This window comes from Kibdelosporangium philippinense, assembly GCF_021390435.2.
GTDB lineage: Bacteria > Actinomycetota > Actinomycetes > Mycobacteriales > Pseudonocardiaceae > Kibdelosporangium > Kibdelosporangium philippinense.
Map to the genome: position 1 here is coordinate 2,592,321 of NZ_JAJVCN010000001.1, position 26,564 is coordinate 2,618,884.

The window sequence follows — 26,564 nt, forward strand, 5'->3', positions numbered from 1 at the left end:
CAGCCAAATGCGTCGCAGGGCCATTGGGGCTCCAAAGACCTCGGCGGGTGCACCTTGATTACAGGCACCAGATCCATCGCAGGCGTCAAGTTCGAGGCCATTGGCACCACTGCCCATGTCCTCGTTACCGACCCGGAGACGCTGCCGGTCGCCGAGACCATCCTCCGCTGGTTCATCCACGAACTCGACCTGGCCTGCAGCAGGTTCCGGGACGACTCCGCGCTAACCCTCCTGAACCGCACGGGCACGGCCACCCACCCACTGCTGGCCAAAGCGGTCGAAGTGGCCTTACGCGCGGCCGCCGACACCGATGGCCTGGTGGACCCGGCGCTCGGCTCCTACATGGTCACCCTGGGATACGACCGGACCTTCGCCGAAGTGCCGCGCCGAGCGCCAGAACCCATTGACATCGACGCGCCACCGAAGCAAGCCTGGCGGGACATCCGAGTCTCCGGCAACAGCGTCACCGTCCCCAAAGGAATCAAAGTGGACCTCGGGGCCACCGCGAAGGCCTGGGCCGCTGACGTTGCCGCGAGCCGGATCGCGGGCGAAACCGGCGCGGGTGTGCTGGTCAACCTTGGCGGCGACATCGCGGTCGCGGGTCCGGCGCCGGAAGACGGCTGGAGCGTAAGGGTAACCGCCGATCACACCAGCGACGAAGGTGGACAGATCGTCGCCATCGACTCCGGCGGCCTTGCGACGTCCAGCGTGACCGTCCGTACCTGGCAACGCGGTGACGCGCACCTGCACCACATTCTCAACCCGATGACTGGGCTTCCGGCTTCAAGGATTTGGCGTTACGCAACAGTTTCCGCGATGACATGCGTCGCCGCGAACACAGCTTCGACCGCCGCGCTCGTGCTCGGCGACCGTGCACCGAACTGGCTTGCCGCGCGCAGACTCCCCGCGCGCCTTGTGGCAACGGGTGGTGCCGTTACCACTGTGGCCGAATGGCCTGAGGAGGAGTGATGACGTTTCTTGGCGAAAGCACGTACTGGTACCTGGCCCGGGGAAGTGGCCTGGTCTCGCTGGTTCTGTTCACGGTGGCGTTCTCGCTCGGTTTGCTCACCGCAGGCCGGGTCAGTGGGCGGAGGTGGCCGAGGTTTGTGACGGAGTCGTTGCACCGCAACATCTCCATGGCCTCGCTGATCTTCCTTGCGATCCATGTCGTCTCAATCGTGCTGGACACCTATGTCTCGATCGGGATCCTCGAAGTGTTCGTCCCGTTCGTTGGCACCTATAACCCGTTGTACCTTGGGCTTGGCGCGATCGCCCTTGACCTGATCATCGTTCTGGTGCTTACCGGCGTACTGCGGGCCCGGATGCCCTACCGGGCATGGCGATTGATCCACTGGGCGGCCTATGTCAGCTGGCCGGTTGCCGTTATCCACACGATCGGAATCGGCACGGACCAGCTCTGGTCGCTGATCACGATCGGCGCCAGCGTGGCCGTGGTCCTCGGCTGCGGGAGCCTGCGGGTGGTCTCGCTGCGGAGGCGATCCCTGTGAGTGCACCGGCCCAGCGTTACGACGGCCGTCCACGCCTGCTGTCCAAGCAGGCTCGATCCATCACCGAGCACACAAAGGCTGTCGGCCCGTTGCCGACAAGCGTTGTCCCACAACTCATCGACATGATCACGGCGTCGGGCTTACGCGGCCGCGGCGGTGGTTGGTTCCCCAGTGGACGCAAGATAGCTTCGGTTGCTGGCCGGGACAACCCGTACGTCGTGGTCAACGGGATGGAGAGCGAACCGGCTGCAGGCAAAGACAAACTGCTGCTGAGGCTTGCCCCGCACCTCGTCCTCGATGGCGCCGAACTTGCCGCGCTCGCGTTGGGCGCTGACCGGATCACGGTGGCGGTCCATCGTGGAACAGGCCTCGCCAGTCACATGATGAGTGTTATCGCCGACCGTGCCGCGGCCGGCTGGGGCAAGGTCGAGATCGACGTCAGCGAACCGCCGAACTGGTACGTCTCCAGCGAATCGACCGCGCTGGCGAGCTTTGTCGGTGGGGGAGAGGCGAAGCCAAAGGCAGACTCCGCACGAGTGTCCGGTGTGCACGGTCGCCCAACGCTCGTGTCCAATGTGGAAACCTTTGCACATATCGCGCTCATCGCACGCTATGGCCCGAACTGGTTCCGGCAGGCCGGAACGGGCGAAGCGCCAGGGACGGCGTTGTTCACTGTGAGCGGTGCGGTCCGGTCGCCTGGAGTGTACGAGCTTCCCCTTGGTGTCACGGGAGAAACGATCCTGCGCGTAGCCAATGGGGTTCGTGAGCCGATCTCCGCCTTGCTGCTCGGCGGTTACGGCGGCGCCTGGATCCCGCCGACACAGTTGCATCGCCCGTTCACGCCGGAAGGGCTTGAGCCGCTCAACGCATCGCTCGGCGCGGGGATCGTGGTGGCCTTGCCAGCCAGGACTTGTGGGCTGTTCGAGACGGTCCGTGTGGCCACGTGGATGTCCGAGCAGACCGCCAAACAGTGCGGCCCGTGCTTCCGGGGATTACCCGCGATCGCCGAGGATTTCGCGATGATCGCCCGCGACGGATCACGTAAGGCCTATGAACGCCTGAGGTTTCGGCTTGGCGTGATCGATGGCCGCGGCGCCTGCGCGCATCCTGACGGTGTCGTGAAGTTCATCGATTCGGCCATGAAGACCTTCGCGCTGGACATTCGCAGGCATCTGTCCGGGCAGTTGTGCCAGGGCGGGCCGCGCGTCCTGCCGTTACCGGAACTACCGGACGAAAGTGAGGGGTGGCTGTGACTGAGCGCCTCAAGGTCGACATGATCGCGTGCGACGGGCACGGCGTGTGCGCTGAGCTCGTGCCCGAGTTGATCGGGTTGGACGAGTGGGGCTACCCGATCCTGGCCGACGGGCCCGTCCCGAAGGAATTGCGCAAGCACGCAAGGAAAGCAGTGTCGCTGTGTCCGAAGATCGCGCTAAGTTTGGCCACAGGTAGGTCGTGAGTGGTTAGACGTGTTCTAACCTTGCTAACCACTCACGAGTCTTTGTGCGGCTGCTTGCCAGGGAGTGCGGGATCCCTTGGGTAAATAGGTGGCGAATGGCGGGGTTGGGGAGGCGCGGAATCCCGCGGTCCGTGCTTGGACCAGGATGTTGCCCAGCGAGCTGGCTTCGACTGGCCCCGCGTGCACCGGAATCCCGCACGCATCAGCGGTCAACTGGCACAACAGGGCGTTCTTGGCGCCACCGCCGACGAGGTGAACGACGTCGATCTCCCGGTCGGCCAGGCGCTGCGCGGTGTGCAAGGCAGAAGCGTGCGACAACGCCAGCGATTCCATGATTGTCCGGACGACAGCGGCCGGAGATGACGGCACCGCCTGGGAAGTCTTCGTGCAATACGAGGCGATCCGGGCAGGCATGTCGCCGGGTGCGAAGAACAGTGGATCATTGGGGTCGACAACAGCCGTCAACGCAGGCTCGCTGGCGGCAGCCGTCAACAGTGGCTCAAGCGAAATCGCCCACGACCGCAACGACTCGTTGAGCAGCCATAAACCCATGGTGTTGCGTAGGAACCTGACCGTACCGTCCACTCCGGATTCGTTGGTGAAGTTGGCTTGCTGTGCGGCCGGAGTCAGCACGGGCGTGTCAAGCTTCAGGCCCACCAAAGACCAAGTCCCACAGGAGATATAGGCCGATCGTGAACTGGCGAACGGGACCGCGGTCACCGCGGAAGCCGTGTCATGGGACCCGACGGCGACAACCTGTGTCGAGCCAAAAAGTCCACTGTGGTCGCCAGGTTGGCGCAAGGGCGGCAGTAAGGACGAAGGAAGGCCTATCCGGGAGACAATGTCAGAGGACCACTGTCGGGTCGTGGCGTCGAGCAGACCGGTCGTGGAGGCGATCGTGACCTCCGCGCCGATCTCCCCGGTGAGCCAGTACGTGATCAGGTCGGGCAGCATCAGCATCGTGTGCCCGGCCAAGCGCTCGGGCGGTTCGGACATCAGCTGGTAGATCGTGTTGAACGGCATGTGCTGCAAGCCGGTGATGCGATAGTGCTCGTCATCGGAAATCAGCGCACGAACCTGGGAATCGACCCCCTCGACCCTTGGATCCCGGTAACACCGGACGTCGCCATCCAATGAACCAGAGGAATCGATGAGACCGTAGTCGAGGGCCCACGAATCGATGCCGATCGACAGCGGCGACACCGACCGCAAAGCGTCCAGCACCTCGTGATGGATCGCCTGTACGTCCCATCGGAGCCCGCCGCCGGGGCGGGGCCGAGGGCCGGTCGCGAACCGGCGAAGCTCGGTCAGGGAGACCTGGCCGTCGGAGACTTCGCCGAGCATCACTCGGCCGCTGCTTCCGCCGAGGTCGATGGCGACGAACATCAGCGCAGGAAGGCCGCGGCTACTCCGGCGTCAACCGGAATGTGCAGGCCTGTCGTATGCGACAAGTCCCCGGCAGTCAACGCGAACACGGCATTGGCCACGTGCACAGGCAGCACCTCACGCTTCAATATCGTCCGCTGGGCGTAGTACTCGCCGAGTTTCTCCTCGGGCACGCCGTAAACCGCCGCGCGCTGGGCGCCCCAGCCGGAGGCGAAAATCCCGGAGCCTTGCACGACCCCGTCCGGATTGACCCCGTTCACCCGGATGCCATGGGCCCCAAGCTCAGCAGCCAGCAACCGGACTTGGTGGGCTTGATCGGCCTTGGTAGCGCTGTAAGCGATGTTGTTCGGCCCGGCGAAAACGGAGTTTTTGCTGACGACATATACGATGTCACCACCCATACCTTGGGCGATCATCACACGGGCGGCCTCCCGTGACACCAGGAATGACCCACGGGCCATCACGTCGTGCTGCCGATCCCAGTCCTCGACCGTCGTGTCCAACAAGGACTTCGACACCGACAACCCGGCGTTGTTCACGATCAGATCCACGCCACCATAAGCCAAACAAGCCTCGGCGACCGCGGAGACCACATCGGACTCCGAAGTGACATCAGCGGCGACAGCGGTTCCGCCGATCTCCGAGGCCACAGTGGACGCTGAGGACGGGTCACGGTCGGCGACCACAACACAAGCGCCCTCGGCAGCCAGTCGATGTGCGATGGCCTTGCCGATGCCGGATCCGCCGCCTGTGACCAGTGCGATCCGGGTCGCCAATGGCTTCGGCGGCGGCATACGGCGCAGCTTGGCTTCTTCCAGCTTCCAGTACTCGATCCGGAACTTCTCCGATTCCGGGATGGGGGAGTAGCGCGACACGGACTCGGCGCCACGCATCACGTTGATGGCATTGACATAGAACTCACCAGCTACGCGTGCGGTCTGCTTGTCCCGTCCGAAGCTGAACATCCCAACGCCCGGGATCAGGAATATCGCGGGGTCAGCACCGCGCATCGGAGGCGAGTCAGGCAATGCGTGCCGCTGGTAGTAGGCTGAATAGTCGGCACGGTACTGCGCGTGCAACTCCTCAAGCCGCGCGATGGCGGACTCCAGCGAGGTCGGCAGCATGTCCAAGACCAAAGGCGCGATCTTCGTACGCAGGAAGTGGTCAGGACAGGACGTTCCCAGTGCCGCCAATCGCGGATGTTCGGCTCTGGCAAGGAAATCAAGCACCTTGGGACTGTCGGTGAAATGCCCGATTTGCCGATTGTCGGTCGACGCGAGCCGTCGTAACACGGGGAACAACGCGGCCGCGCGGGCTCGCCGGTCGGGCAAAGTGTCGTAGATGACCGGGCCGAATGGCTCGGGTTTTCCGTGCTCTGCCAGGTACTTCGAGGCGGTCTTGATGATCTCCAGGGAATTGGCCGCGCACTCGTCGCTGGTCGAACCCCAAGCCGTGATGCCATGACCGCCGAGAATGCACCCAATCGCCAACGGGTTGCCCGCTTTGATCGCGGCGATGTCCAGGCCCAGTTGGAAACCTGGCCGTCGCCACGGCACCCAAGCCACGCGATCGCCGAAGATCTCGCGGGTCAGTTCTGGGCCATCCACCGCCGTGGCCAGCGCGATCCCCGAGTCCGGATGCAAGTGATCCACATGGGCCGCGTCAACAAGGCCATGCATAGCGGTATCGATACTCGGTGCGGCGCCACTCCGGCCGTGCAAGCAGTAGTCGAACGCCGTGACCATTTCATCTTCCCGGTCCACCCCGGGATACACGTCGACCAATGAGCGCAACCGATCCAGCCGCAACACAGCCAATCCGGAAGCTGTCAAAGTGGCGAGGTCGCCGCCAGACCCCTTGACCCACATCAGTTCTACCGGCGATCCCGTCGCGGGATCGAGCGCAGTTGCTTTGGCAGAAACGTTTCCGCCCGCGTAGTTGGTGTTACGCCGGTCAGCGCCCAGTGCGTGCGCCCTGGCGAGTAGCTCCTCCACCTCACGCTCCCCAACCGGCAGCCGATCCACCAACACGTTCCGCCGCGATCTTCTCCTGATGCCCGGATCGCCGGTACGCTCCAACGGGATCCGGGTCGATTCCCATATCCTCACGCACGGAAGCGAGCAACGGCCGGACATCGGTGTTGAAGGCGTCCATCAGCACCGCGTTCGCGCCCAACACGTCACCGTCTACCTGGGACTGACGAAGCGCGTCCGCGTCCACAAGCAACGCCTTGGCCGTGGCATCCTGGACGTTGAGCACGGACCGGATCAAGGCCGGGATCTTTGGCTCGATGTTGTGGCACTGGTCGAGCATGAACGCGACTCCGGACGTCTGCGAAAGGCCGCCGCCGAGTACGACCTCGGTCATGATCCGGAACAGCTGGAACGGGTCAGCCGAGCCGACCATCAGATCATCGTCGGCGTAGAACCGCGAGTTGAAATGGAACCCGCCCAATCGCGCGCGGTACAGCAGGAACGCCACGATGAACTCGATGTTCGTGCCCGGCGCGTGATGCCCGGTGTCCACGAGAACCCGCGCCCGTGGGCCAAGATCGACACAGTGGGCGTAGCTCGTTCCCCAGTCCGGCACGTCCGTGCTGTAGAACGCGGGCTCGAAAAGCTTGTACTCAAGCAACATCCGCTGGTCGCCGGTCAGCCGGGCGTAGACGTCACGCAGTGCTTCGGAAAGCCGGTCCTGGCGCGCGGTGATCGAGTCCTGCCCTGGGTAGTTCGTGCCGTCGGCGAACCACAGCGATAGATCACGCGAACCGGTCGCGTCCATGATGTCCACACATTCCAGCAAATGCGTCAAGGCTTTGCGGCGGACGGCGGAGTCTGGGTTGCACACGCTGCCGAGCCGGTATTCGTCCTCCTGGAAGACGTTCGGGTTGATCGCACCGAGGCTGATGCCGCGATCACGGGCGTGCGCCGCCAGGGCGGCGTAGTCATCCACCTTGTCCCACGGGATGTGCAGGGCCACGCTTGGCGCGACGCCGGTGAACCGGTGGACGGTTGCGGCGTCGTCGACCTTCTCGTATGCGTTGCGTGGCACGCCTTCCTGCGCGAAAACCTTGAATCGCGTGCCTGAGTTGCCGTACGCCCATGACGGGGTCTCGATGTGTTGCGTGCGCAACGCGGCACGCACAGCCTGACTGTCAGCCATCCGCCCTCCGATGCGCTGAAACGTTTCACCAACGTAACCCGGTGCCTGTCGAAGCGTCAAGATGCCTGGTGGCGGACGGATCGGTTGATACGATTCAGCCCATGGCGCCGAGTATCAAGGATGTCGCCGTCCGGGCCGGGGTGTCGATCGGCACGGTGTCCAATGTGCTCAACCGGCCGGACAAGGTCGCTGAGACGACGCGGGATCAGGTGCTCGCCGCGATCGCCGAGCTGGGCTTCGTGCGCAACTCCTCGGCCGCGCAGCTACGGGCGGGCACCAGCCGGTCGCTTGGTCTGATCGTGCTGGACATGGCGAACCCGTTCTTCCACGACGTGGCCAAGGGCGTCGAGGATGTGGCGACCGAGCTTGGCTACGCGGTCGTGCTGTGCAACTCCGACGAGCAGGCTGGGCGCGAGGACCGCTACCTGCAGGTGCTGGAGGAACAGCGGGTCAGGGGAGTGTTGATCACGCCGGTCGAGGTCAGCTCGGAACGGCTGGACGTCCTGCGTAAACGCGGCACGCCGACGGTGTTGGTCGACCGGCACGACCCGAGGGTCAACTGCTGCTCGGTCGCGGTGGACGACGTGGCGGGTGGTCAGCTCGCCGGAACCCACCTGCTGGCGAAGGGGCACGAGCGGATCGCGTTCTTCAGCGGGCCATTAGGGATCCAGCAGTGCGCCGATCGTCTGGAAGGGTTGCGTAACGCCGTGGCCGATGCGGGCCGCGATCCCGGCACGGCGATCGACGTGATCGAACTGCCCGCGTTGAAAGCCAGAATCTCCTACCAGGCGGCCCGTGAGCTCTTCGAGCGGACAACGGATGTGACGGCTGCCTTCTGCGCCAACGATTTGCTCGCCCTCGGCTTGCTGCGCGCCGCGGTGAGTACCGGCCGCCGCGTTCCCGCCGACATCGCGATCATGGGATACGACGACATCGAATTCGCTGCCGACGCGGCGGTTCCGCTGTCCTCGATCCGGCAGCCGACGATCCAAATTGGACGAAACGCGGCCCAGTTGTTGCTTGAGGAGTGCGACTATCCGGACACGCACACGCATCAGCAGGTGATGTTCCGGCCGGAATTGACAGTGCGAGAGTCAACTTGACGCTGTCGCGAATCGAGGCCAGTGTGGCGGCATGGCCTTTTCGATCAAAAGGCGCATGGGGGGACTCTTGGTGGCCGCGGTCGCGGCTGTTGTGGTCGTATCCGTCGCCGCCGCGCAAGCCGAGGAATCCGCTGTACTGAAGCCGGTTCGCGAGTGCGCGGATCTGAAAGAGCGGATTTTCCCGATCCCGAAGGCGAAAACCCGCGTCACCGCGGCCGTTCCGGTCGCCCAGACACCGACCGAACCCGGGTATTGCGATGTCGAGGGGTACGTCGAGCCTGCTGTCGAGTTCCACCTCAAGCTGCCGCTGACCACGTACACCGGCCGTTATCTGCAGGTCGGCTGCGGCGGGCTGTGCGGCTACATGCCCGAGTTGAAGTTCCCGGAGGGCTGCCTGCCCAAGGGCGGCGACTTCGCGATGGCGGCGACCAACGACGGCCACGACGCTGAGGACGAGGACTGGGCCGCGAACAACCAGGCCGCGCGGGATGACTACTTCTTCCGCGCGCCGCACGTGGTGTCGCTGGCGAGCAAGAAGATCATCCAGGCGTTCTACGGTTCGGCACCGAAGCAGTCGTACTTCTCCAGCTGTTCCAATGGCGGCCGGGAAGCATTGATGCTGGCCCAGCGCTATCCCGACGACTTCGACGGCATCGCCGCGGGCGCGCCAGCGGCCTATTACGGCCCCCTGGTGGCGTACCAGGCGTGGTTGGCCCGCGCGAACACGGCCGCCGACGGTTCGTCGGTCCTGAGTGCTACGAAGCTTCCCGCTCTGCACAACGCGGTGCTGAAAGCGTGTGACGGCTTGGACGGCCTGGTCGACGGCCAGCTTGAGGATCCACGCCACTGCTCCTTCGATCCGGCCGCGGTCCAGTGCTCCGGCGACGACCGGGCCGACTGCCTGACTCAGGCCCAGGTCGAGACGGTCCGCAAGCTGTACGCCGGGCCGACCGATGAGCACGGACGCAGGCTGTACCCCGGAAACGCCACCCACGGCAGCGAACTGGCCTGGAACGGCTGGATCATTCCGCTCTCCGGCTCCGGCTCGGTAGCCGCGATGCTGGCCGAGAACGCCCTGCGGTACATGATGTACCCGATCGGCGCGCCGCATTCGTCCTTGGCGGACTTCAAGTTCACGCAGGCCGAGTTCCACCGGCTGACCGCCGAGGGCTACCAGGCCAACGCGATGAACCTCGACCTCAGCGCCTTCCGCCGGGCAGGCGGCAAGCTCGTGCTCTGGCACGGCTGGTCAGACGAGGCCCTCCCCGCACACGCCACCGTGGACTACTACCAACGTCTTGGCGGCTTCGCGAAGAACAAGGACTGGGCCCGGCTGTTCATGGTTCCGTCGCTGTTCCACTGTGCCAGCGGCGACGAGCTCACAGAGTTCGATCCATTGAAGGAAATGGTGGAGTGGGTCGAGCGTGGCAAGGCGCCGGAGCGCGTGATCGCGACCGGCCGCAATGAGGCAGGCGAAGTCACACGGACCCGGCCGGTGTTCCCGTATCCCTTGCAGGCCAAGTACGACGGGTCCGGCAGCGTGAACGACGCGAGCAACTTCGTTCCCGCGCCGCCGACATCGCCGACGAACGACAAGATCGACTGGGTGGGCACATATCTGCACGCGATCCCAGGCCCGCGCGCTTGACTGTCTCAAGCAGACGTTCAAGACAAGTGGTGCGCTCTTCATGTTCGCCGTCGAACGAGGCAGGCGGTCTTCGCGGTGCACTACGGCCCTGCTCCGATCCCGCCGTGTCGGGCAGCTTCAGCGCCTTGTCTTGTCGTAACCTTGGCGGCAGTTCGGGTTGTGGAGCCTGAAGGCACGAACCTGGTAACTGGGACAGCCGTGTCTTCAGAGCGGGTTGATGACTGTCGCCAGTCCGAGCGGCGACTTCTACGGCAAGTTCGGCAGCTATCGAACCAATAGCGGCCAAGGCCCGGTCACCGTGGTGTGGAGCGGGATTCGCTTCTGGCGCAAGTGAGTACGAACGGCGTTTCGAACCCGCCGGGTAACAAATGCGAACGGTCATTTTCTCGGCGGGTTCTCCAGTCAATGTTCCAGTTGTTATGTCCGATCCGTCCCGGTGTGGTGATCACCGTGTGAGAGCCGTCGCGCACGGACAGCTGACCCCTGTTGCAGGGGGTCTGACCTGCGGCGGCGTCACTTCGGGCACCGGTATGAGATTTTCATGATCCAGGTATGAATTTTTCCTATTCCGGACAGTGATGGACCTTAAAACTCATTGAGGTGATCTCAGCGACTTTCACGCGATCTTGCCGTGTTCGAAATGCGTGAGGACAAGGGCGGCTTTGACGATGTCGCCGATCTTGCTGGGGCTGGCGGTGAGATGCCGCAGGCTGCGCCAGCGTCCGGTGAGCAGGGCGAAACCACGTTCGCCCAGACACCGCAGGCCACGCAGCAGAGCGTTGCGTGTGCGGGTGTCCACGTCGAGGACCTGGCCATCGGCAGGCTGTTTGACCGGGGTGTGCACGCCGATGCCGGCACCGTCGTAGCCGCCATCGGCCAGCGTCGGCAGATCAAGGTGCGAGGCGGCCCAGTACAGCGCACCCAGCACATGCTCGCGCGCCACGGTCAAGTCATGGAGTGAACCGGGCTCGACATCCGAGACCCACCACGGAAAACCGTCCGGCGCGCACAGCGCTTGGATGTTGCCGCCGTGCTCGCGGGCTTTGCCGGAGTACCACAGGTCGATCGGCTCGCCTTTCACGCTCAACGTTTTCTCGCTACAGCGATCGGCGGAGAAGACCTTTCCATCGAGGATCACGTAGGCCGTGCCCTCATCCTTGGCCCGCTGCAGGGCCTCATGCAGGTCCGGCGCCTGCTCGGCGAGCACGATGACGACCTCATCCAAGTAGCGGTAGCCGGTGGCGCGGGAGATGCCGTGATCGCGAGCCAGGGCGGGGACGTCGGTGTTCTGCCGGAACCAGCGCAGGCCCAGCACCGCGTGGCGAAAGCAGGTCAACGCCCTGCTGTTCTTGCGGGTGCCGCGTCGGCGGCGTTCGGCGTGCAGCAGCCGGCTGAGGTAGAGGGCCAGTTCACGCGGGACATCGAGCATGGCACGATACGCAATCACGGGGAGCCTTCTGGTCCGGACTTGATCTTCGCAATCCAGTTCTACCAAGGGCTCCCCGCCCATCTTTCCCCGGGTCTCACCACTCCCCAGCACATCGACCAGCGCTCGTCCGAGCAGCTTCGCGGCTCAACAAACGAACCAGAATCTTGGTGAGATTACCTCATTGATTAGGGCGACACTGGTTTCCGGGCTCCCGCTGGCGCAAACTTTTTTCGCACCACCAATTCAGCGGGGATTCTGAGATTGGGGAACACCGTGACCGCCACCTTTGCAACCGCCACTCTGACCGACACCATCGCGACTTTCTTCGCGGGCACGACCGACACCGTGGCCACCGACCTCGTGATCGACGAACTCGACCAGTGGCACAACCCGATGGACTCGGTCGCCAGCTTCAGCAAGCCGACGTTCAGCCACGTCGCCATTGGTGCGCACCAGTTATGACCGCGCCAGGTGCGCCGACAGGACGGGTGGTCGGCTTCAAACGCCACCTGCGCGTCGAGGTGATCAAGGGCGAGGCCGTGTATCTCTTCTCCGAGCGCGGCGTGACGGCGTTGAAGGGCTCCGACGCTGAGGCCCTCGCGCCACTGTTGGACTGCACCCGCGACCTTCCGGGCCTGCTCCGGGATGTCCCCGCGGGCGTGGCCCCCGAGCAGGTCGGAAGGTTCATCGCCCGGCTCGACCAAGCCGGGCTGCTCACCCTCGGGCCGCCGCCGGGCACCGGCGCGGCCGAACGTGCCAGGGCGTACTGGGAAGCCGCTGGCACGGACGCCGACGCGGCCGTGGCGAACACCGCGGCCAAGCAGGTCCTGGTCATCGCGACCGGGACCACGGATCCGTCGGACGCGCTCAACGCGTTGCGACAGGCTGGGTTGAGCGCACAGGTCGGCTCGGGCGAGCTGACCACCGACGATCCGGCTGACCTCTCGGTCGTCCTGTGTGATGACTACCTTTCACCGGACCTTGCCGACATCGACGCGGTGCACCGGGCCGCACGCCGGCCGTGGTTGCTGGCCAAACTCATCGGTGCGCAGGTGTGGCTTGGTCCGGTCTTCGACTCGCCCGAACTCGGCTGCTGGCACTGTTTGGCCAGCCGGGTGTGGGCACATCGCGATGCCGAGGCGCACGTGCAAGACGCGCTGGGACGCGTGGGCCCGGCATCGCGCCCAGTCGCCTCGTTGCCCGCGTCGGACACGATGGCCGCGCACCTGATGACCCTTGAGGTCACCAAATGGCTTGCCGGATACCGATATCCGGGTCAGCGCGGGGTGCTGACGTTCGACAGCCTCGACCTGACGGCCAAGCTCCATGAGTTCCGCCGCCGCCCGCAGTGCGCGCTGTGCGGAAATCCGACCTATATGCGCGCGTTGGCTCGCCAGCCCGTGCGGCTGTCGTCGCAGCCGAAGTCACCGGACAACGCGGGCGGGCATCGTTCGCTTACCCCACATCAGGTGTTCGACCGCTACGAACACCTGATGAGCCCGGTTACCGGCGTGATCAAGGAAATCACGCAACACACGACCGGTCCGGCGTTCTTCAACTCCTTCCGGGCCGGGCCCAATGTGGCCGTACGCCGAAACTGCCTGTTCGACCCGAACGCGCCACGCGCGGAAAACGGCGGCAAAGGCGTGACACCGCTGCACGGCAAGGTCAGCGCGATGTGTGAGGCACTCGAACGGCACTCCGGGTTCTTCCACGGCGACGAAGAACGAACCAGGGGTAGCTACAAGTCCTTACGCGAGCACGCCATCCATCCGTCCAGCTGCCAACTGTTCGACGACCGGCAGTATCCGGGCAGGTCAGCGTGGAACGCGACGCATTCGTCGTTCCAGCACGTGCCAGATCCGTTCGACGACAACCTGGTCGTCGATTGGACACCGGTATGGTCCCTTACGCGAGAGCGGCATCGATTGCTCCCCACGGCGATGCTGTACTACGGCGCCCCGCCAGAGGCGGGGTCGGTGTCGCTCTACGCCGACTCGAACGGCAACGCGGCTGGCAGCTGTCTGGAAGACGCTGTACTGCAAGGACTGCTCGAACTGGTGGAGCGCGACGCGGTGGCGATGTGGTGGTACAACCGGGTTCAGCGGCCCGGAGTCGATCTGACTGCGTTCGCCGACTCGTGGATCGACGAGTTGCGGGCCGTGCACGCGGGCCTGAACCGGGAGGTCTGGGTGCTCGACGTGACCGCGGATTCGGGGATCCCGGTGCTGGTGGCGTTGTCACGGCGGACCGACGGCGGGAACGAGGACATCATGTTCGGCTTCGGCGCACACCTGGACCCACGGGTGGCGCTGCGCCGGGCGTTGACCGAGATGAACCAGCTGATGCCGGTCGTGGTCGACGGTTACAAGTGGAACGAGCCGGAGCCGTTGCACTGGTGGCAGAACGCGACCGTCGCGAACCAGCCGTACCTGGTGCCGGATCCGGCTGTGCGGGCGCGGGTTCCGTTCGACTATGCCTACGAACCGTCGTCCGATCTGCTCGACGATGTCACGCAGGTGCGTGGCCGCGTCGAGGCGCTCGGTCTGGAAGTCCTCGTACTGGACCAGACCAGGCCGGACATCGGGCTGCCGGTGGTCAAGGTGATCGTGCCGGGGATGCGCAGTTTCTGGGCGCGCTTCGCGCCAGGACGGCTGTTCGACGTGCCAGTCCGGCTCGGCTGGTTGCCGAAACCGACCGCGTACCACGCTCTTAACCCGATCCCGTTATTCATCTGAAAGACGGGCACGCAGCAAGAGAGGATCCAGTGTTCCAGCACCTCACCGACGAACCGGAACGCGTACGGCTGTGGTCCTTGCGCGAGGACGCGTTGGTTGAGACGGGATCCGACGACTCACTGCTGGTCTTCACGCGCTGGGGCGACATCGAGATCGACGACCCGAGCCCGGTGGTCAGGGAATGGCTCTACCGGATGAGCCTCGGCCCGGTGTCGCTGGAGAACCTGCTGCCGCCCCAGCCCGATGAGCACGCAAGGCCGGTCGAGGACGACCCGGAGTACGACCGGGTGCAGAACGTGCTGTCCAAGCTGGGCAGTTGCGTTGTGCACTCGCTCGGGCTCGCTGACATGGGCGGGCCGTTGCTGTCTGCCGTGCCGATTTCCCGTAAGGCGTCGTTTCAGCTGCCCAGGATCGAATCCGACCATCCCGTCCGGCTGTCCCGGTTCGCCGCCATGCGGGCCAGTGACGGCGAGGTCGTGCTCGAATCACCACTGGCCCGGCATCGAGTGATTTTCCACCGGTCGTTGGCCACGCGCGTGATCGGCTCGCTTGGCAAGGCGACGACCGTGGCGGATCTGGCGCCCGCGTTGGACGTCCCCGAAGCGTTAGTGGCGGACATCGTCACGTACGTCGCTGCGGTGGGGATGATCGTGCTCAGTGAGAACGGCGGTAGCGCGCCCACCGCGCGGTTCGCTGAGGACAGTGATCCGTCGCTTGTGGTCTGGTCGCACAGTGACCTGCTGTTCCACGCGCGCAGCAAGCTGAGCAAGCCTGACGCGCCGCGTCAGGCGACGTATCCACGTGGCGACAAGATGCCGCCACCGCCCGCGGTCAAGCCCTTGCCGGATGGGCCACGATACCCCCTGCACAAACCGGTGCTCGCGGAAATCGTGGACGCCGACCCGAAGTTCACCGAGGTACTGGAAAACCGCCGATCCTTTCGGAAATTCGCCCGCCGACCCCTTACCGCGCACGGGCTCGGTGAGTTGTTGTTTCGGTCCGCACGCATTCGTTCGGTACGGCCCGCGGAAGGCGGCGGGGTGAGCTATGCGGTTTCCGATCGGCCGTACCCAAGCAGTGCCAGTCTGCACGAGCTGGAGCTTTACCTGACCCTGGATAGGTGTTCCGACTTGCCACGCGGGATTTATCACTATGACCCCTTAGGGCATGCGTTGACGCTTATCAATACGTCGTCAGACAAAGTAGGAGAATTACTGGACGACGCGAAGGCGGCGACCGGTGCAATACAGCGGCCACCCGCGTTGATCACGATGACCGCGCGGATGGGCAGGTTGTCATGGATGTACAACGGGATCGCGTACGCGACTACTCTGCGGCATGTCGGTGTACTGCAGCAGACGCTCTATCTTGTGGCGACCGCGATGGGTCTGGCGCCATGCGCGCTTTCCGTGGGTGATATAGAAGTATCCGACAGTGCCTTCCTGCTTCAGTGGCCGTCCGAAGTCACTGTAGGTGGGTTTGTCGTCGGGTTACGGCCCGAAGTGCCTGCGGAGGCGTGAACAGGGTGACTGCAGCTTGCTGCAGGGCCTATCCTCGCAGGTTGACGTGTACTCTCTACGCATGCCGAGAGCGTGACGACGCTGGGGGGAAAATGAGCCCAGACTCGGACGGTAACGACTTATCCGTCAGCTCGACACTCGCCCCTAAGGTGGCAAGAGGGGTCGTTGTCACGGTCTTCAGTTGCATAGCGGTGCTCGCCTTTATCAGGGTGCTGCTCTTGCCGGACGTTGGACTGGCAAGCAAGTTGCTGTCCGCGGTCTACCTGATCGTCCTGCTGTCGATCCAGATTTTGTGGACTTCTCGGCGCGCGGCTGAACTGTCACCGCTGTTGCGCTACTCGGCGCTGTTCGTTCAGGCCTGCCTGGTGTATCTGCCGTTGCTCCAGTTCAGGGAAAACTGGGTTTCGATGCCAGGGTTCCTGGCCGGAAGCGCGCTTCTGATGCTGCCGCCATTGTGGGGCTGGCTGACCGCGGGACTTGTCGTGGTGAGTATGACTTACGCGCAGGCGGAATTCAGCCAGGGACAGGTAGAGCCGGTTGCATACATAACATTGTCCACAATACTGACCGGCTTGCTGGTTTACGGACTGAGCTGGCTGGCGACGCTGGTGACCCAGTTGCATTCGGCCCGTGAAGAATTGGCGAAGATGGCGGTCGCTCGGGAACGGTTGAGATTCGCAAGGGATCTGCACGACTTGCTCGGCTACAACCTCTCCGCCATCACCCTCAAGAGCGAGCTGACGCACCGGCTGGTGCTGAAACACCCGGCGCGGGCCCGTGAGGAACTGGTCGAGATCCTGCAGATCTCCCGGCAGGCCTTGGCCGACGTACGCGCGGTGGCCAGCGGCTACCGCGCGATGTCCCTTGACGAGGAATGCGAGTCGGCGCGTTCGGTGCTCGCCGCCGCGGATGTCCATGTGACGATGGAAGTCGAGTACCGAAACCTCCCGGTCCGCGTTTCCACCGTACTGGCAACGGTGTTGCGTGAGGGAATTACAAACCTGTTGCGGCACAGCAAGGCTGAGTCGTGTGAGATCCTGCTTCGGCAGGACGCCACTACGGTCATGATCATGATGATCAACGACGGCGTTCCGGAGGATCCGGTCGATTCCCGTGAGGACAGTGGGCCAGGCGGCAGCGGAATCCACAACCTGTCGGCAAGGGTGGCTGAGCTCGGCGGTGAACTGATCGCCGAGTTCGTGCCACAGAAGCGATTCAAGCTGTGCGCGACAATGCCCCTGTCAGAACAGCCGGTCACAAGCAAGGACGACGACCTCGACCCACCCCTGCGGGTAGTCTCCTAAGCCGTGTCCACCGTTGCGGAACAGTGTGTCCACCATTGCGGAAGCATGAAATACACGTTGCGACACCACGAAATTCCCGTTGCTGCACCTACCGCCGTTAGCCCATGGCGTGTTTGTGGCACCACGAAAGCCTGGCCCGGCAACCTACTCCCTTACAGCCATCCTGCTTCCGTCGCGATCCTGATCGCGTCGACGCGGTTGCGCGCGTTCAGCTTCCCGGCGATCGTCGTCAGGTAATTGCGCACGGTTCCCACTGACAGGTACAGCTTCGCCGCGATTTCCGCAGCGTCCGCACCATGCGCGGCCAGCCGGAGAACTTCGCTTTCCCTGGTGGTCAACGGGCAATCAGTGCTGTCCCACGCCGCGAGAGCCAGTTGACTGTCAACGACCCGACGGCCCGCCGCCACGCTGCGGATCGCGTCAGCGAGCTCGCTGGCCGGTGCGTCCTTCAGCATGAAGCCGCTGACGTGGGCAGACAGTGCCCTCCGCAGCGTTCCTGGGCGGCCGAGGCCGGTCAGGATAAGGGTTCTCACTTCGGGCAGGGCCGTACGGATTTCGGCGGCCGCTGTCAGGCCGTCCTTGCCTGGCAGGTCGATGTCCAACAGCGCTACGTCGGGACGGTGTTTGTGTGCGGCGGGCAGGATCTCGTCGCCCGACGACATTTCCGCGACCACCTCGATGTCGGGCTCGACGTTGAGCAATGCGACGAGAGCACCACGAACCATGTGCATGTCCTCGGCGATCATCACTCTGATCATCGGTGCCCCCTTCCATCGATGACACCCATTAACCCGAGATCATAGGGGTTTTGCCGCTCATTCGGATCGGCTGATAGGGGAATGCGCTGCGTTCTGGGTGTCCGTCCAGGTGTGTGCGAACTCGCTGTATTCGGCCGATCACGCGAAGTGCGCCTGGTAATTCCCCTAAAACACGACGTTTTTCAAACGCATTTCTGTCGCTTGATCAGGTCAATGCGGGCAACACTGGCACGGATGGCGTACGCGTGCCGCCCGATGGGTGCAATCCGGCGTGCTCCGGCGTGCGCCGCGCCGGAATCGACGCGATGCGACGGGCCGTGGCGACGACCGCGGACCACGGTGGCAGGGTGCGGCAACGACCTCGGTCGTTCAATCCACGGACACCCGTTTTTCGCGTCGAATTCGCACGGTACAACCACACGTGCGCCGCTGGGTACCGGATGGACTTCGATGCGTCGAAGCACGTCTTCGTGCTTCGGTGCGCCATGGCACGCAGGCCGGGTCAGAAACATCCACCACTGGCCGTCGCTGTCGGCGAGCACCGGCCCGGCCAGCATCGCGATCCGCAGGTCGGCAAGGACTTCACGGCCGAGGCGGTGCGGCATCACGACCGCGTCGGCGACCTCGCCGAGCCGCATCACCAGCCTGCCCGGCCGCACTTCGATGGTCACCGGCCAGCCGAAGCGTTCCTCGTAGCACGTCCGTGCGTCGGACAGCGAACGTAACCGTTCCAGTGTTGGATTTCTCGTGCTGGTCCCGGTCATAGTGCCCCTCCAGATGAAAACACCAAAATGTATACGCCGGGCCACTCGAGTCCGGGTAGTAGCGCCCTCATGAAGTCCCGTATGAGATTGCGCCACGACCGGCTATGAAGAACACCCAGTCGTTCACCGCGCTCACTCATACCGGTCGGTGACAACCGCACACCTATCTTGATGACCCGTGCACTGGAAAAGGTTTCGATCAGCGCTGACCATTTTTTGTGGGGACGACTTCAGCCGATACAACGGCGACGAAAGGCTTTGGCGATGGAGCTGGTCGAGCGAATTGGCCCATTGGGGGCGTTGGAACGGATGCTCACGCGCACCGCCACCGGGCAGGGCGGGGTCACGCTGGTCACCGGCGGAATGGCCACCGGCAAGACCGAGCTGTTGCGCGAGTTCACCGGCAACGCGGCCCGCAGCGGCACGCTGGTGCTGTCCGCGACCGGTTCCCGTGCCGAGCAGTCGCTGCAACTCGGCGTGATGTGCCAGATCCTGCACGGCCCCGCGTTCCCTGACCTCCCGGTGCCGTCCTTGTCCACTGTAGACGCGATCAGGTGGGACGAGGTCGACCCGGATCCGGCAGTCGTCGGTCCACACGACGCACCAGTAACCCGGGAGATGTGCGGCGCGCTGCTCGCGGCGGCCAAGCATCACACGGTCGTTGTGTGGATCGACGACATCCAGTTCGTCGACAGCGCCACCTTGCGCGTGCTGCTGTACCTGCGGCGACGGATGACCAACGCGCCGGTCATGCTGATCCTGTCCGGTTGGGCGCAGCGCCGTCAGACATGGCCGTCGTTCCGTGCCGAGATCACCAGGCAGCCCCACGAACACATCAAGCTCGAACCGCTGTCACTCGACGGCGTCGGCGAGCTGATCACGGAACGGCTGGACGGCCCTGCCGCGACCCGCCTCAACCCGGGCTGTCACCAACTCAGCGGCGGAAACCCCTTGTTGGTCAACGCATTGCTGGAGGACGTGGCAGGCAGGGAACTGGAGCCGGGGGCCGCGTACGGCCAAGCCGTGCTGACGAGCCTGCACCGCGCCGGACCGCAACTGCACGCCGTCGCCAGCGCTGTGGCACTGCTCGGCGAACACGTGACGCCCGCTCTCATCGGGCAGCTCGTGGGTCAGGCGCCCGACGAGGCACTGGACTTCCTGAACTGTGCGGGCGTGTTCGACCAGTTGACATTCCGGCATCCCGTGGCCGCGACCGCCGTACTCGACAGCATCCCGCCCGACGACCGTGCTCAGATGCACCTGACGGCCGCGAAGCTGCTGCACCAGAAAGGCGTTGGCGCGCTGGAGATCGCACGGCATCTGGTGGCCGCGGACTCAGCCGAGGGTGACTGGGCGGTCGCGTTGCTGTGCGAGGCAGCGGAACGCGCGTTGGCCGATGACGACGTCGACTGGGCCGGGCAATGCCTGCGGTTGGCGTTACGAGACTGCCACGACTCCAGGCGGGACGAGATCGCGAAGTCCTTGGCACGCGTGGAATGGCGGGTCAACCCGGCCGCCGCGGCCATGCACATGGCGCCACTGATGAACGGCAAGCCAGTGGGCCGAGACGCGATCATGGTGGCCAGGCACGCCCTATGGCAGGGAGACAAGCGCGCGGCCATTGCTGCCTTCAGCGCGGTGACGGACGTCCAGGCGGCCGACGAGTTGCGCCTGGTGTACGAGTGGCAGTACGGCTCCCAAGAAGGCCTGCCCGCCAAAGAAGGCAGCAGTACGCCGTGGGTCCAGGTCGGCAGCAAGCTGTCCGGGCTGATGATCAAAGGCAGGACCGCGGACGTGGCCGCCAGCGCCGAACACATCCTGCAAAGCTGCCACCTGGCCGACACAACGCTGGAAATCGTCGTATCGGCGATCATTGCCTTGTGTTACGCGGACAAGTCGGACAAAGCCGCGTTTTGGTGTGACACCTTGTTCGAAGAAGCCGACCGGTCCAACGCCACCACCTGGCAGGCGGTTCTCTGTGCGGCCCGCGCGGACGTGGCACTGCGGCAAGGCGATCTCGCGATGGCCGAGACCCAGGCGAACACGGCGCTGCAGTTGTTGCCAGCCGACGGCTGGGGTGTCCTCATCGGACTTCCAAGGGCGACATTGTTGTTGGCGTACACCGGAATGGGCCGGACAGAGGCGGCGGGGGAGGTGCTCCGGCAGTTCGTGCCCGACCGGATGTTCGAAACCGTGATGGGCCTGCGGTTCATGCACGCCCGCGGGCACTACTACCTGGCGACCGACCGTGCGTTGGCCGCGTTGGACGACTTCCAGACGTGCGACCGGCAGATGCGTGAGTGGAACATCGACGTGCCCGCGCTCGTGCCCGCGCATTCGGATCTCGCACAGGCATATCTGCGGCTGGATCAACGCAAGGTCGCCAGGGAGCTGGTGAGCCGCCAGCTGGACCGGCCACGTGCCATCAGTTCACGGACCCGGGGCACGGCACTTCGTGTGCTGGCCGCGACCAGTGAGTTGCGGCAGCGCCCGCAGCTGTTGATGGAGGCACTTGAGGACCTGCACAACTGTGGGGATCGGCTGGAGCTCGCCCGTGCGCTGATCGACTTGAGCGAGGCACACCAGGAGCTCGGCGAGTTCAGCCGGGCGCGGATGCACGCCCGCCGGGCCGCTGCCGAAGCCAAGGCCTGCCGCGCCGAACCGTTGACGAGGATGCTGTCGCACGGTGGTTCGTTCGAACCTAAGAGTTCCTAACAAGTTGATCACTTGTGGTGCCTGAAGGTTCGTGATCGTTGATCATGAAACGAGTGAGGAAAGGTGAGCAGCCGCCATGGATCGTCCCCGACGACCTGTGGGAACGAATCGAGCCACTGTTGCCGCGCTGGGAGTACGCGTTGTCCCGGCCAGGCCCCAAGCGGCTGCCGGATCGTCTCGTCCTGCAAGGCATCTTGTTCGTGCTGCACACCGGTATCCAGTGGGAGTTCCTGCCCCAGGAGCTGGGGTTCGGGTCAGGGATGACCTGCTGGCGGCGCCTGGCGGAGTGGAACGATGCCGGGGTGTGGCAACGGCTGCACGAGGCGCTTTTGGCCGAGCTGAACGCGGCCGGGAGGCTGGACTGGTCGCGAGCGGTGATCGACAGCTCGCACGCGCGGGCGGCGCGCCGCGGCCCAAAAGCGGGCCGAGCCCGGTCGATCGCGCCCGGCCAGGCTCCAAGCACCACGTGATCACCGAGGGCGGCGGCATCCCGCTGGCCGTCGGCCTGACCGGTGGCAACGTCAATGACGTCACTCAACTCCTCCCGCTGGTCGAGGCAATCCCGCCAGTGCGGGGCAGGCGCGGGCGTCCTCGCCGCCGCCCCGACGAGCTCTACGCCGACCGCGCCTATGACTCTGCCCAACACCGTGGTGAGTTGCGCGGTATGGGCATCGACCCACAGATCGCCGAGCGTGGAAGGGAACACGGCTCCGGGCTCGGCGCGATCAGGTGGGTCGTGGAGCGCACAATCGCGTGGTACCACGGGATGCGGCGCCTGCGTATCCGATGGGAACGCCGCGCCGACATCCACGAGGCGTTCCTCGGTCTGGCCACATGCGTGATCTGCTACCGACACGTCAAAACCTTCTGTTAGGAACTCTAAGGACCAAAGGCTGGAGGCTGAGGGTGTTCCGCCGTTGAGTGGAGCCGAACGCAGGGTGGCCACGCTGGCGGCGCGTGGATACAGCAATCGTGAGATCGGCCGGATGCTGTACATCACGGTGAGTACGGTCGAGCAGCACCTCACTCGGGTATACCGCAAGCTCAACGTGGGCAGCAGGGCAGATCTGCCCGTCGGCTTGCTGCTGAGCCGGGTGCCGGTGAAGGGCGTCAACTAAGTGTCGATGCCGCGAAGGTCACCTTCGCGGCGTTGAACGCGCGAGGGCCTCCCTTGACGCGTTAGGTACCAATGCCAGGAACTCAGGGTTCGAGGTTTGGCCGAGGCGGGCGTGGGGCCGTTGACTTGCGAATATTGTGGAGCTGGCACGGTCGGTACTGAGACTGGGTGCCATGGTGAGGGGCGTGAGCATCGCACAGCGTTCAAGGGTGTGAGGGCCGAGTTAGGTGCGTTGAGCGCCGTCAAGGTGGCCTTCACGGCGTAACATCCTGTGATAGGTATGGCTGGTGTTACAGGTGTGACTCGTGAGGCAATTTTTTGTCCTTTGTGGACCTTGAGATGGTCGAAAGAGGCCGCACGAGGGCCTGGCACTGACACATCCGTCTCGACGGGTGCCGTGAAGGTCACCTTCGCGGCGTTGAACGCACCAAACTCGGCCCACACGGCCGAACCCGGGTCATTGGTCCTTTATGGACACAAAGATAGGGGATTTTCGGGCGCGTTATGGGGTGGTGGGTGTGGTAGTGCCGAAGTTCTAATGGATTTCGTGGCTGTCCGGCCGGAACCCTGGGTACGAGCCGTGGTCTTCGCCGACGGCCGGATGGAACTGTCCGGTGACGGCAGGCGAATCCGCTGTGGACCGGTCGGCACCGCGATGTGGGTCGCTTTGTGCCGGCAGGATTGGCAACTCGACGCGGCCGCCGCCCTGCTCGCCGCGCTCTGGCAGCTCGACGTTGACAACATGCGCGCCGACCTGGACATCTGGATCGGCGAGTTGTGGGATGCCGGGTTGCTCAGAAAGGCCTGACGCGACAGCGATAGCGCGGATGGCCGCGGCGAGGTCGGCGCCCTGCGGCGCTTTCTTCGGATCGACCAGCCATTGCGCGATCACCCCGTAGAGCATGGCGAGTGCGAAGGATCCCACTGAGCGGACCGACTTCTCATCGGCGGTCGGGTCGAGCAGTCGCAGCAGTGTCGCCAGTGCGCGCCGGGCGCTTTCCTGCGTTGCCGAGAAGTACGGGCGCGTTTCAGGCGCGTGATGCAATTGCGTCAGGACTTCGAACTGGGTCACCCACAGGGCGCGGTGCCGTTCGAACAACTCGAGGATCCGCGGCCACGAAGCCTCGAACACGTCAAGCGGTGTGCCTGTTGGTGCGGTGCCGGCGAGCAGTTGGCCTATGTCTTCGGCCCATTCGTCGGTCGCCTGAACCAAAGCGGCGTTCATCAACGCGTCCTTGGTGCCGAAATGGTATCCGATCGATCCGAGGTTGGTCTTCGAGACCGCGACGATGTCGCGTGCGGTCGTCCGGGCGTAACCCTTCTGCAGCAGGCACTTCTTCGCACCTGCCAGCAGCTGCTCCCGATGCCCCATAGCTGTCCCATCGCCGGGCGCTCTTTGTGGACGGAGGTCCCCCGTGCAGCAGTTTACAAACCGGGAACCGGGGTTTCCAGGGGTTGGCCCCGTGTTGGCCGATTCATCCCCGGATCGGAGGATTGCCGTTACCCCTGCGAACCATTGCCGGTGACTGGGAGCGCGCCCGGAGAATTCCCAGGAGAATTCACTGTGACGGCAGAGAAACCTCTCGCCAAGTGCGGAGATCCCGGACGCTCGTAATCTCATGGCGCCTGCGCGATCATTCAGTCAAGGAATTCCCCGTGATGAAGGAGCTTCGCGGTATGGCGGACTGGCGGATCTCGCCAACCCTCGCGCTCAACGACATGGTCGCGCAGCGCCAGGAGAACGGCGAGTCCATTGTGCACCTTGGCTTCGGTGAGGTCCGGCTGCCCGCGTTCGCGCCACTGGTCGACCGTCTCGTCGCCGGTGCGTCACGCAACACCTACGGCCCAGTCGCGGGAAGTTCAGCGGTCCGCCAAGCGGCGGCGGGCTACTTCACCCGGCGCCGGATTCCTACGGACGCGGAACAGGTCGTGGTCGGCCCTGGTAGCAAACCACTGTTGCTTGCGCTGAATCTGGTCGTGCCCGGCGACGTGATCGTCCCGAAGCCCGCCCGTAACACCTATGCGCCGCAAGCGGAACTCGCCGGCAAGAAGGTGTTTCGCGTGCGGATCCCCGCGCGTGCGGGTGGTGTGCCCGATCCGGCTGCCTTGCAGGACACCATTCTGGCCGCACGGGCGCTCGGCCGCGATCCACGGATCGTGATCCTCACACTGCCCGACAATCCAACTGGCACGCTGGCACCGCCGGACCTGGTCCGCGAGATCTGCGCGGTCGCCGAACAGGAAGACCTGTTGATCATCTCCGACGAGGTCTACCGGGACGTGCTGCACGACCCGTGCACTCCGATGCTCAGCCCCGCGGAGATCGCGCCACGCAGAACCGTTGTCACGTCAGGGCTTTCCAAGAACCTGGCGTTGGCGGGATGGCGGATCGGCGTGGCGAGGTTCCCGGATGGGCTGTGGGGGCAGCGGATCAGGGACGGTGTGATCTCGTTCGCCAGCGAGGTGTGGTCCACAGTGGCCGGACCGATGCAGCAGGTCGCCGAGTACGCGTTCACTGAACCGCCGGAGGTTCGCGAATGGCTCGCCGACACCGCGCGGCTGCATGGCGCGGTTGCCCGCGCGGTGCACCGCATCATGGTCGACGCGGGCGCGGTGTGCCGCCCGCCGGTTGGCGCGTTCTACGTGTATCCCGACTTCAATCCAGTCAGGGACAAGCTTGCGGCACACGGCGTTACCGATGCGGAGTCGTTGGGCCGCTACCTGGTGGATGAGCATGGGATCGTCGTGCTCGGCGGACACCTGCTTGCTGACGATCCGGCCGGGCTGAGGTTCAAGGCCGCCACGAGCATGCTCTACGGGGACACGGTTGAAGCGCAGCAGCAGGCCCTGGCTACGGACGACCCGACGAGGCTGCCGCATATTCGAGAGGTTCTCGATCGGCTTGCCGAGGCGTTCACCAAGATGTGTGGTTGAGATCCTGTGGTCCATTTGCTGGCCCATAAACTGGAACACGTTCCTACTTGACCGTAGATTGGCCCTGCTCACCGCCCGAAAATCCCGGATTCCAGTCCGGTTGGTATGTCCCGCATTCATTGAGTTGGTGATTCACCGCCGTTCAATGAACCGCCTGCATGCCTCTTGATATTTCTTCGGCCGAAGCTATGTTGAGCGTCACTAAGTAGTTGCAACTGGGGTGGCGTCGCTTATTCGGGGAGGCGGGGCAATGCTGGGTTTCTCTTTTGATGTGGTGAGTGCGGTCATCGCGTACGGCGTGTCCGTCGTTGGCAGTGCACTGGGCTTGCTGTGCACGTCACGGGCTCGCGCGACGCGCGGTGCGAGCCGGGCGAGGTGGCTGTTGCTCGGTGCGCTGTCCATTGGCGGGACCGGTATCTGGGTCATGCATTTCATCGCGATGCTCGGTTCGGAAGTTCATGGAACACCGTTACGCTATGACGTTCCGGTAACGATCCTGAGCATGGCACTGTCGATAGGTGTTGTGGCGGTTGGGTTGTTCATCGTCGGCTTCTCGACACGCTCGGCATGGCTTTTCGTCGGCGGTGCCTTCACGGGTGCGGGAGTGGCCATCATGCATTACGTCGGAATGGCCGCGATCAACTTGTTCGGCGAGATCCATTACGACCCGTTGCTCGTGGCCGCGTCGGTTGTGATCGCTGTTGTCGCGGCGACGGCGGCGTTGTGGGCCGCGGTGAACATCCGGGCGTTCGGAGCGGTCATCGTCGCGTCGTTCATCATGGGCGTCGCGGTGAACGGTATGCACCACGTTGGAATGTCCGCGGCCGAGGTGACGCCGCACGCGGCCACTGCTGGGCTTGCCGGGATGAACGGCCAGGATCTGTTGCTGCCTATGGTTGTTGGCATCAGCTTCGTCACCGTGATGACGTTGGCGATCGTGGCGCTGTCGCCCAACGCCCAGGAGATCGCTGAGGAACGGGCGCTGCAGGCGAGGATTGCACGCGCAACGAGCTTCCGTTGAG

Annotated in this window: 21 protein-coding genes and 1 pseudogene; 15 read left to right on the forward strand and 7 right to left on the reverse strand. The window is 64.4% G+C overall.

Translation table 11 applies throughout. From position 1 onward, the window contains the following. Positions 1-54 precede the first annotated feature (54 nt). The 4 genes from LWC34_RS11920 to LWC34_RS11935 are packed head-to-tail and all read left to right on the forward strand — an operon-like array spanning position 55 to position 2,964. Positions 55-969, forward strand: coding sequence for an FAD:protein FMN transferase (locus LWC34_RS11920; protein ID WP_233725113.1), 915 nt, complete (start codon positions 55-57; stop codon positions 967-969). Then, complete coding sequence (locus LWC34_RS11925) at positions 969-1,508, forward strand: ferric reductase-like transmembrane domain-containing protein (RefSeq protein WP_233725114.1); 540 nt, start codon at positions 969-971, stop codon at positions 1,506-1,508. The genes LWC34_RS11920 and LWC34_RS11925 overlap by 1 nt, the downstream gene beginning before the upstream one ends. Beyond that, positions 1,505-2,761 (forward strand): NADH-ubiquinone oxidoreductase-F iron-sulfur binding region domain-containing protein, encoded by a 1,257-nt coding sequence (locus LWC34_RS11930; RefSeq protein ID WP_233725115.1) that lies wholly within the window; start codon positions 1,505-1,507, stop codon positions 2,759-2,761. The genes LWC34_RS11925 and LWC34_RS11930 overlap by 4 nt, the downstream gene beginning before the upstream one ends. After that, a complete protein-coding gene (locus tag LWC34_RS11935; protein WP_233725116.1) occupies positions 2,758-2,964 on the forward strand; it encodes a ferredoxin in 207 nt (68 codons plus the stop codon). The genes LWC34_RS11930 and LWC34_RS11935 overlap by 4 nt, the downstream gene beginning before the upstream one ends. Before the next feature lie 24 nt (positions 2,965-2,988). Here LWC34_RS11935 and LWC34_RS11940 read toward each other — a convergent pair whose 3' ends face one another. From LWC34_RS11940 to rhaI, 3 genes are read right to left on the reverse strand one after another with little or no spacing between them, the layout of a single operon-like run. Further along, positions 2,989-4,350 carry a rhamnulokinase gene (locus LWC34_RS11940; protein WP_233725117.1) on the reverse strand — a complete coding sequence of 454 codons (1,362 nt, stop codon included), beginning with the start codon at positions 4,348-4,350 and terminating at the stop codon, positions 2,989-2,991. Then, entirely contained in the window at positions 4,350-6,344 is a 1,995-nt protein-coding gene (locus LWC34_RS11945) for a bifunctional aldolase/short-chain dehydrogenase (RefSeq protein WP_233725118.1), read from the reverse strand. Before LWC34_RS11945 ends, LWC34_RS11940 begins: the two co-directional genes overlap by 1 nt. Position 6,345: 1 nt before the next feature. Beyond that, complete coding sequence (gene rhaI / locus LWC34_RS11950) at positions 6,346-7,512, reverse strand: L-rhamnose isomerase (RefSeq protein WP_233725119.1); 1,167 nt, start codon at positions 7,510-7,512, stop codon at positions 6,346-6,348. 101 nt (positions 7,513-7,613) lie between these two features. Here rhaI and LWC34_RS11955 point away from each other — a divergent pair, with 101 nt between their 5' ends. Next, a complete protein-coding gene (locus LWC34_RS11955; RefSeq protein WP_233725120.1) occupies positions 7,614-8,615 on the forward strand; it encodes a LacI family DNA-binding transcriptional regulator in 1,002 nt (333 codons plus the stop codon). Between the two features lie 55 nt (positions 8,616-8,670). After that, positions 8,671-10,263: a tannase/feruloyl esterase family alpha/beta hydrolase gene (locus tag LWC34_RS11960; protein WP_233725121.1), complete on the forward strand. Its 1,593-nt coding sequence runs from the start codon at positions 8,671-8,673 to the stop codon at positions 10,261-10,263. A 616-nt stretch (positions 10,264-10,879) separates the two neighbouring features. On the opposite strand, the gene LWC34_RS11965 is transcribed toward LWC34_RS11960, so the two are convergent. Beyond that, entirely contained in the window at positions 10,880-11,710 is an 831-nt protein-coding gene (locus LWC34_RS11965; RefSeq protein WP_233722715.1) for a transposase family protein, read from the reverse strand. Positions 11,711-11,965: 255 nt separating this feature from the next. On the opposite strand from LWC34_RS11965, the gene LWC34_RS11970 reads away from it, so the two are divergent. The 4 genes from LWC34_RS11970 to LWC34_RS11985 all read left to right on the forward strand — a co-directional run bounded on the left by LWC34_RS11970 (position 11,966) and on the right by LWC34_RS11985 (position 17,254). Next, positions 11,966-12,154 carry a hypothetical protein gene (locus LWC34_RS11970; protein WP_233725122.1) on the forward strand — a complete coding sequence of 63 codons (189 nt, stop codon included), beginning with the start codon at positions 11,966-11,968 and terminating at the stop codon, positions 12,152-12,154. After that, entirely contained in the window at positions 12,151-14,430 is a 2,280-nt protein-coding gene (locus LWC34_RS11975) for a TOMM precursor leader peptide-binding protein (protein ID WP_233725123.1), read from the forward strand. The genes LWC34_RS11970 and LWC34_RS11975 overlap by 4 nt, the downstream gene beginning before the upstream one ends. A 29-nt stretch (positions 14,431-14,459) precedes the next feature. After that, on the forward strand, positions 14,460-15,950 hold the full coding sequence (locus LWC34_RS57990) for a SagB family peptide dehydrogenase (RefSeq protein ID WP_233725124.1): 1,491 nt from the start codon (positions 14,460-14,462) through the stop codon (positions 15,948-15,950). A 218-nt stretch (positions 15,951-16,168) separates the two neighbouring features. After that, the gene (locus LWC34_RS11985; RefSeq protein WP_233725125.1) at positions 16,169-17,254 is read left to right on the forward strand and encodes a sensor histidine kinase; all 1,086 of its coding nucleotides are present in this window, start codon (positions 16,169-16,171) and stop codon (positions 17,252-17,254) included. 152 nt (positions 17,255-17,406) lie between these two features. Here the strand turns inward: LWC34_RS11985 and LWC34_RS11990 are convergent, their stop codons facing one another. After that, on the reverse strand, positions 17,407-18,012 hold the full coding sequence (locus tag LWC34_RS11990; protein WP_233725126.1) for a response regulator transcription factor: 606 nt from the start codon (positions 18,010-18,012) through the stop codon (positions 17,407-17,409). Between the two features lie 182 nt (positions 18,013-18,194). Then, the gene (locus LWC34_RS11995) at positions 18,195-18,776 is read right to left on the reverse strand and encodes a hypothetical protein (RefSeq protein ID WP_233725127.1); all 582 of its coding nucleotides are present in this window, start codon (positions 18,774-18,776) and stop codon (positions 18,195-18,197) included. A 264-nt stretch (positions 18,777-19,040) separates the two neighbouring features. Between LWC34_RS11995 and LWC34_RS12000 the strand changes: the two genes are divergently transcribed. The 3 genes and pseudogenes from LWC34_RS12000 to LWC34_RS12010 all read left to right on the forward strand — a co-directional run. After that, positions 19,041-21,491, forward strand: coding sequence for an ATP-binding protein (locus LWC34_RS12000; protein WP_233725128.1), 2,451 nt, complete (start codon positions 19,041-19,043; stop codon positions 21,489-21,491). 44 nt (positions 21,492-21,535) lie between these two features. Then, a protein-coding gene (locus LWC34_RS12005; protein ID WP_233723282.1) for an IS5 family transposase occupies positions 21,536-22,365 on the forward strand; the annotation gives its coding sequence in 2 pieces (ribosomal slippage) (positions 21,536-21,908 and positions 21,908-22,365; 831 coding nt in all). A gap of 43 nt (positions 22,366-22,408) precedes the next feature. After that, a pseudogene (locus LWC34_RS12010) lies at positions 22,409-22,609 on the forward strand (helix-turn-helix domain-containing protein); the annotation flags it as partial. A gap of 534 nt (positions 22,610-23,143) precedes the next feature. Here the strand turns inward: LWC34_RS12010 and LWC34_RS12015 are convergent. Continuing rightward, complete coding sequence (locus LWC34_RS12015) at positions 23,144-23,980, reverse strand: TetR/AcrR family transcriptional regulator (RefSeq protein WP_233725130.1); 837 nt, start codon at positions 23,978-23,980, stop codon at positions 23,144-23,146. A gap of 287 nt (positions 23,981-24,267) precedes the next feature. Between LWC34_RS12015 and LWC34_RS12020 the strand changes: the two genes are divergently transcribed. Both LWC34_RS12020 and LWC34_RS12025 read left to right on the forward strand, forming a co-directional pair. After that, positions 24,268-25,542 (forward strand): pyridoxal phosphate-dependent aminotransferase, encoded by a 1,275-nt coding sequence (locus LWC34_RS12020; protein WP_233725131.1) that lies wholly within the window; start codon positions 24,268-24,270, stop codon positions 25,540-25,542. A 250-nt stretch (positions 25,543-25,792) separates the two neighbouring features. Beyond that, the gene (locus LWC34_RS12025) at positions 25,793-26,563 is read left to right on the forward strand and encodes an MHYT domain-containing protein (protein WP_233725132.1); all 771 of its coding nucleotides are present in this window, start codon (positions 25,793-25,795) and stop codon (positions 26,561-26,563) included. Position 26,564 lies beyond the last annotated feature (1 nt).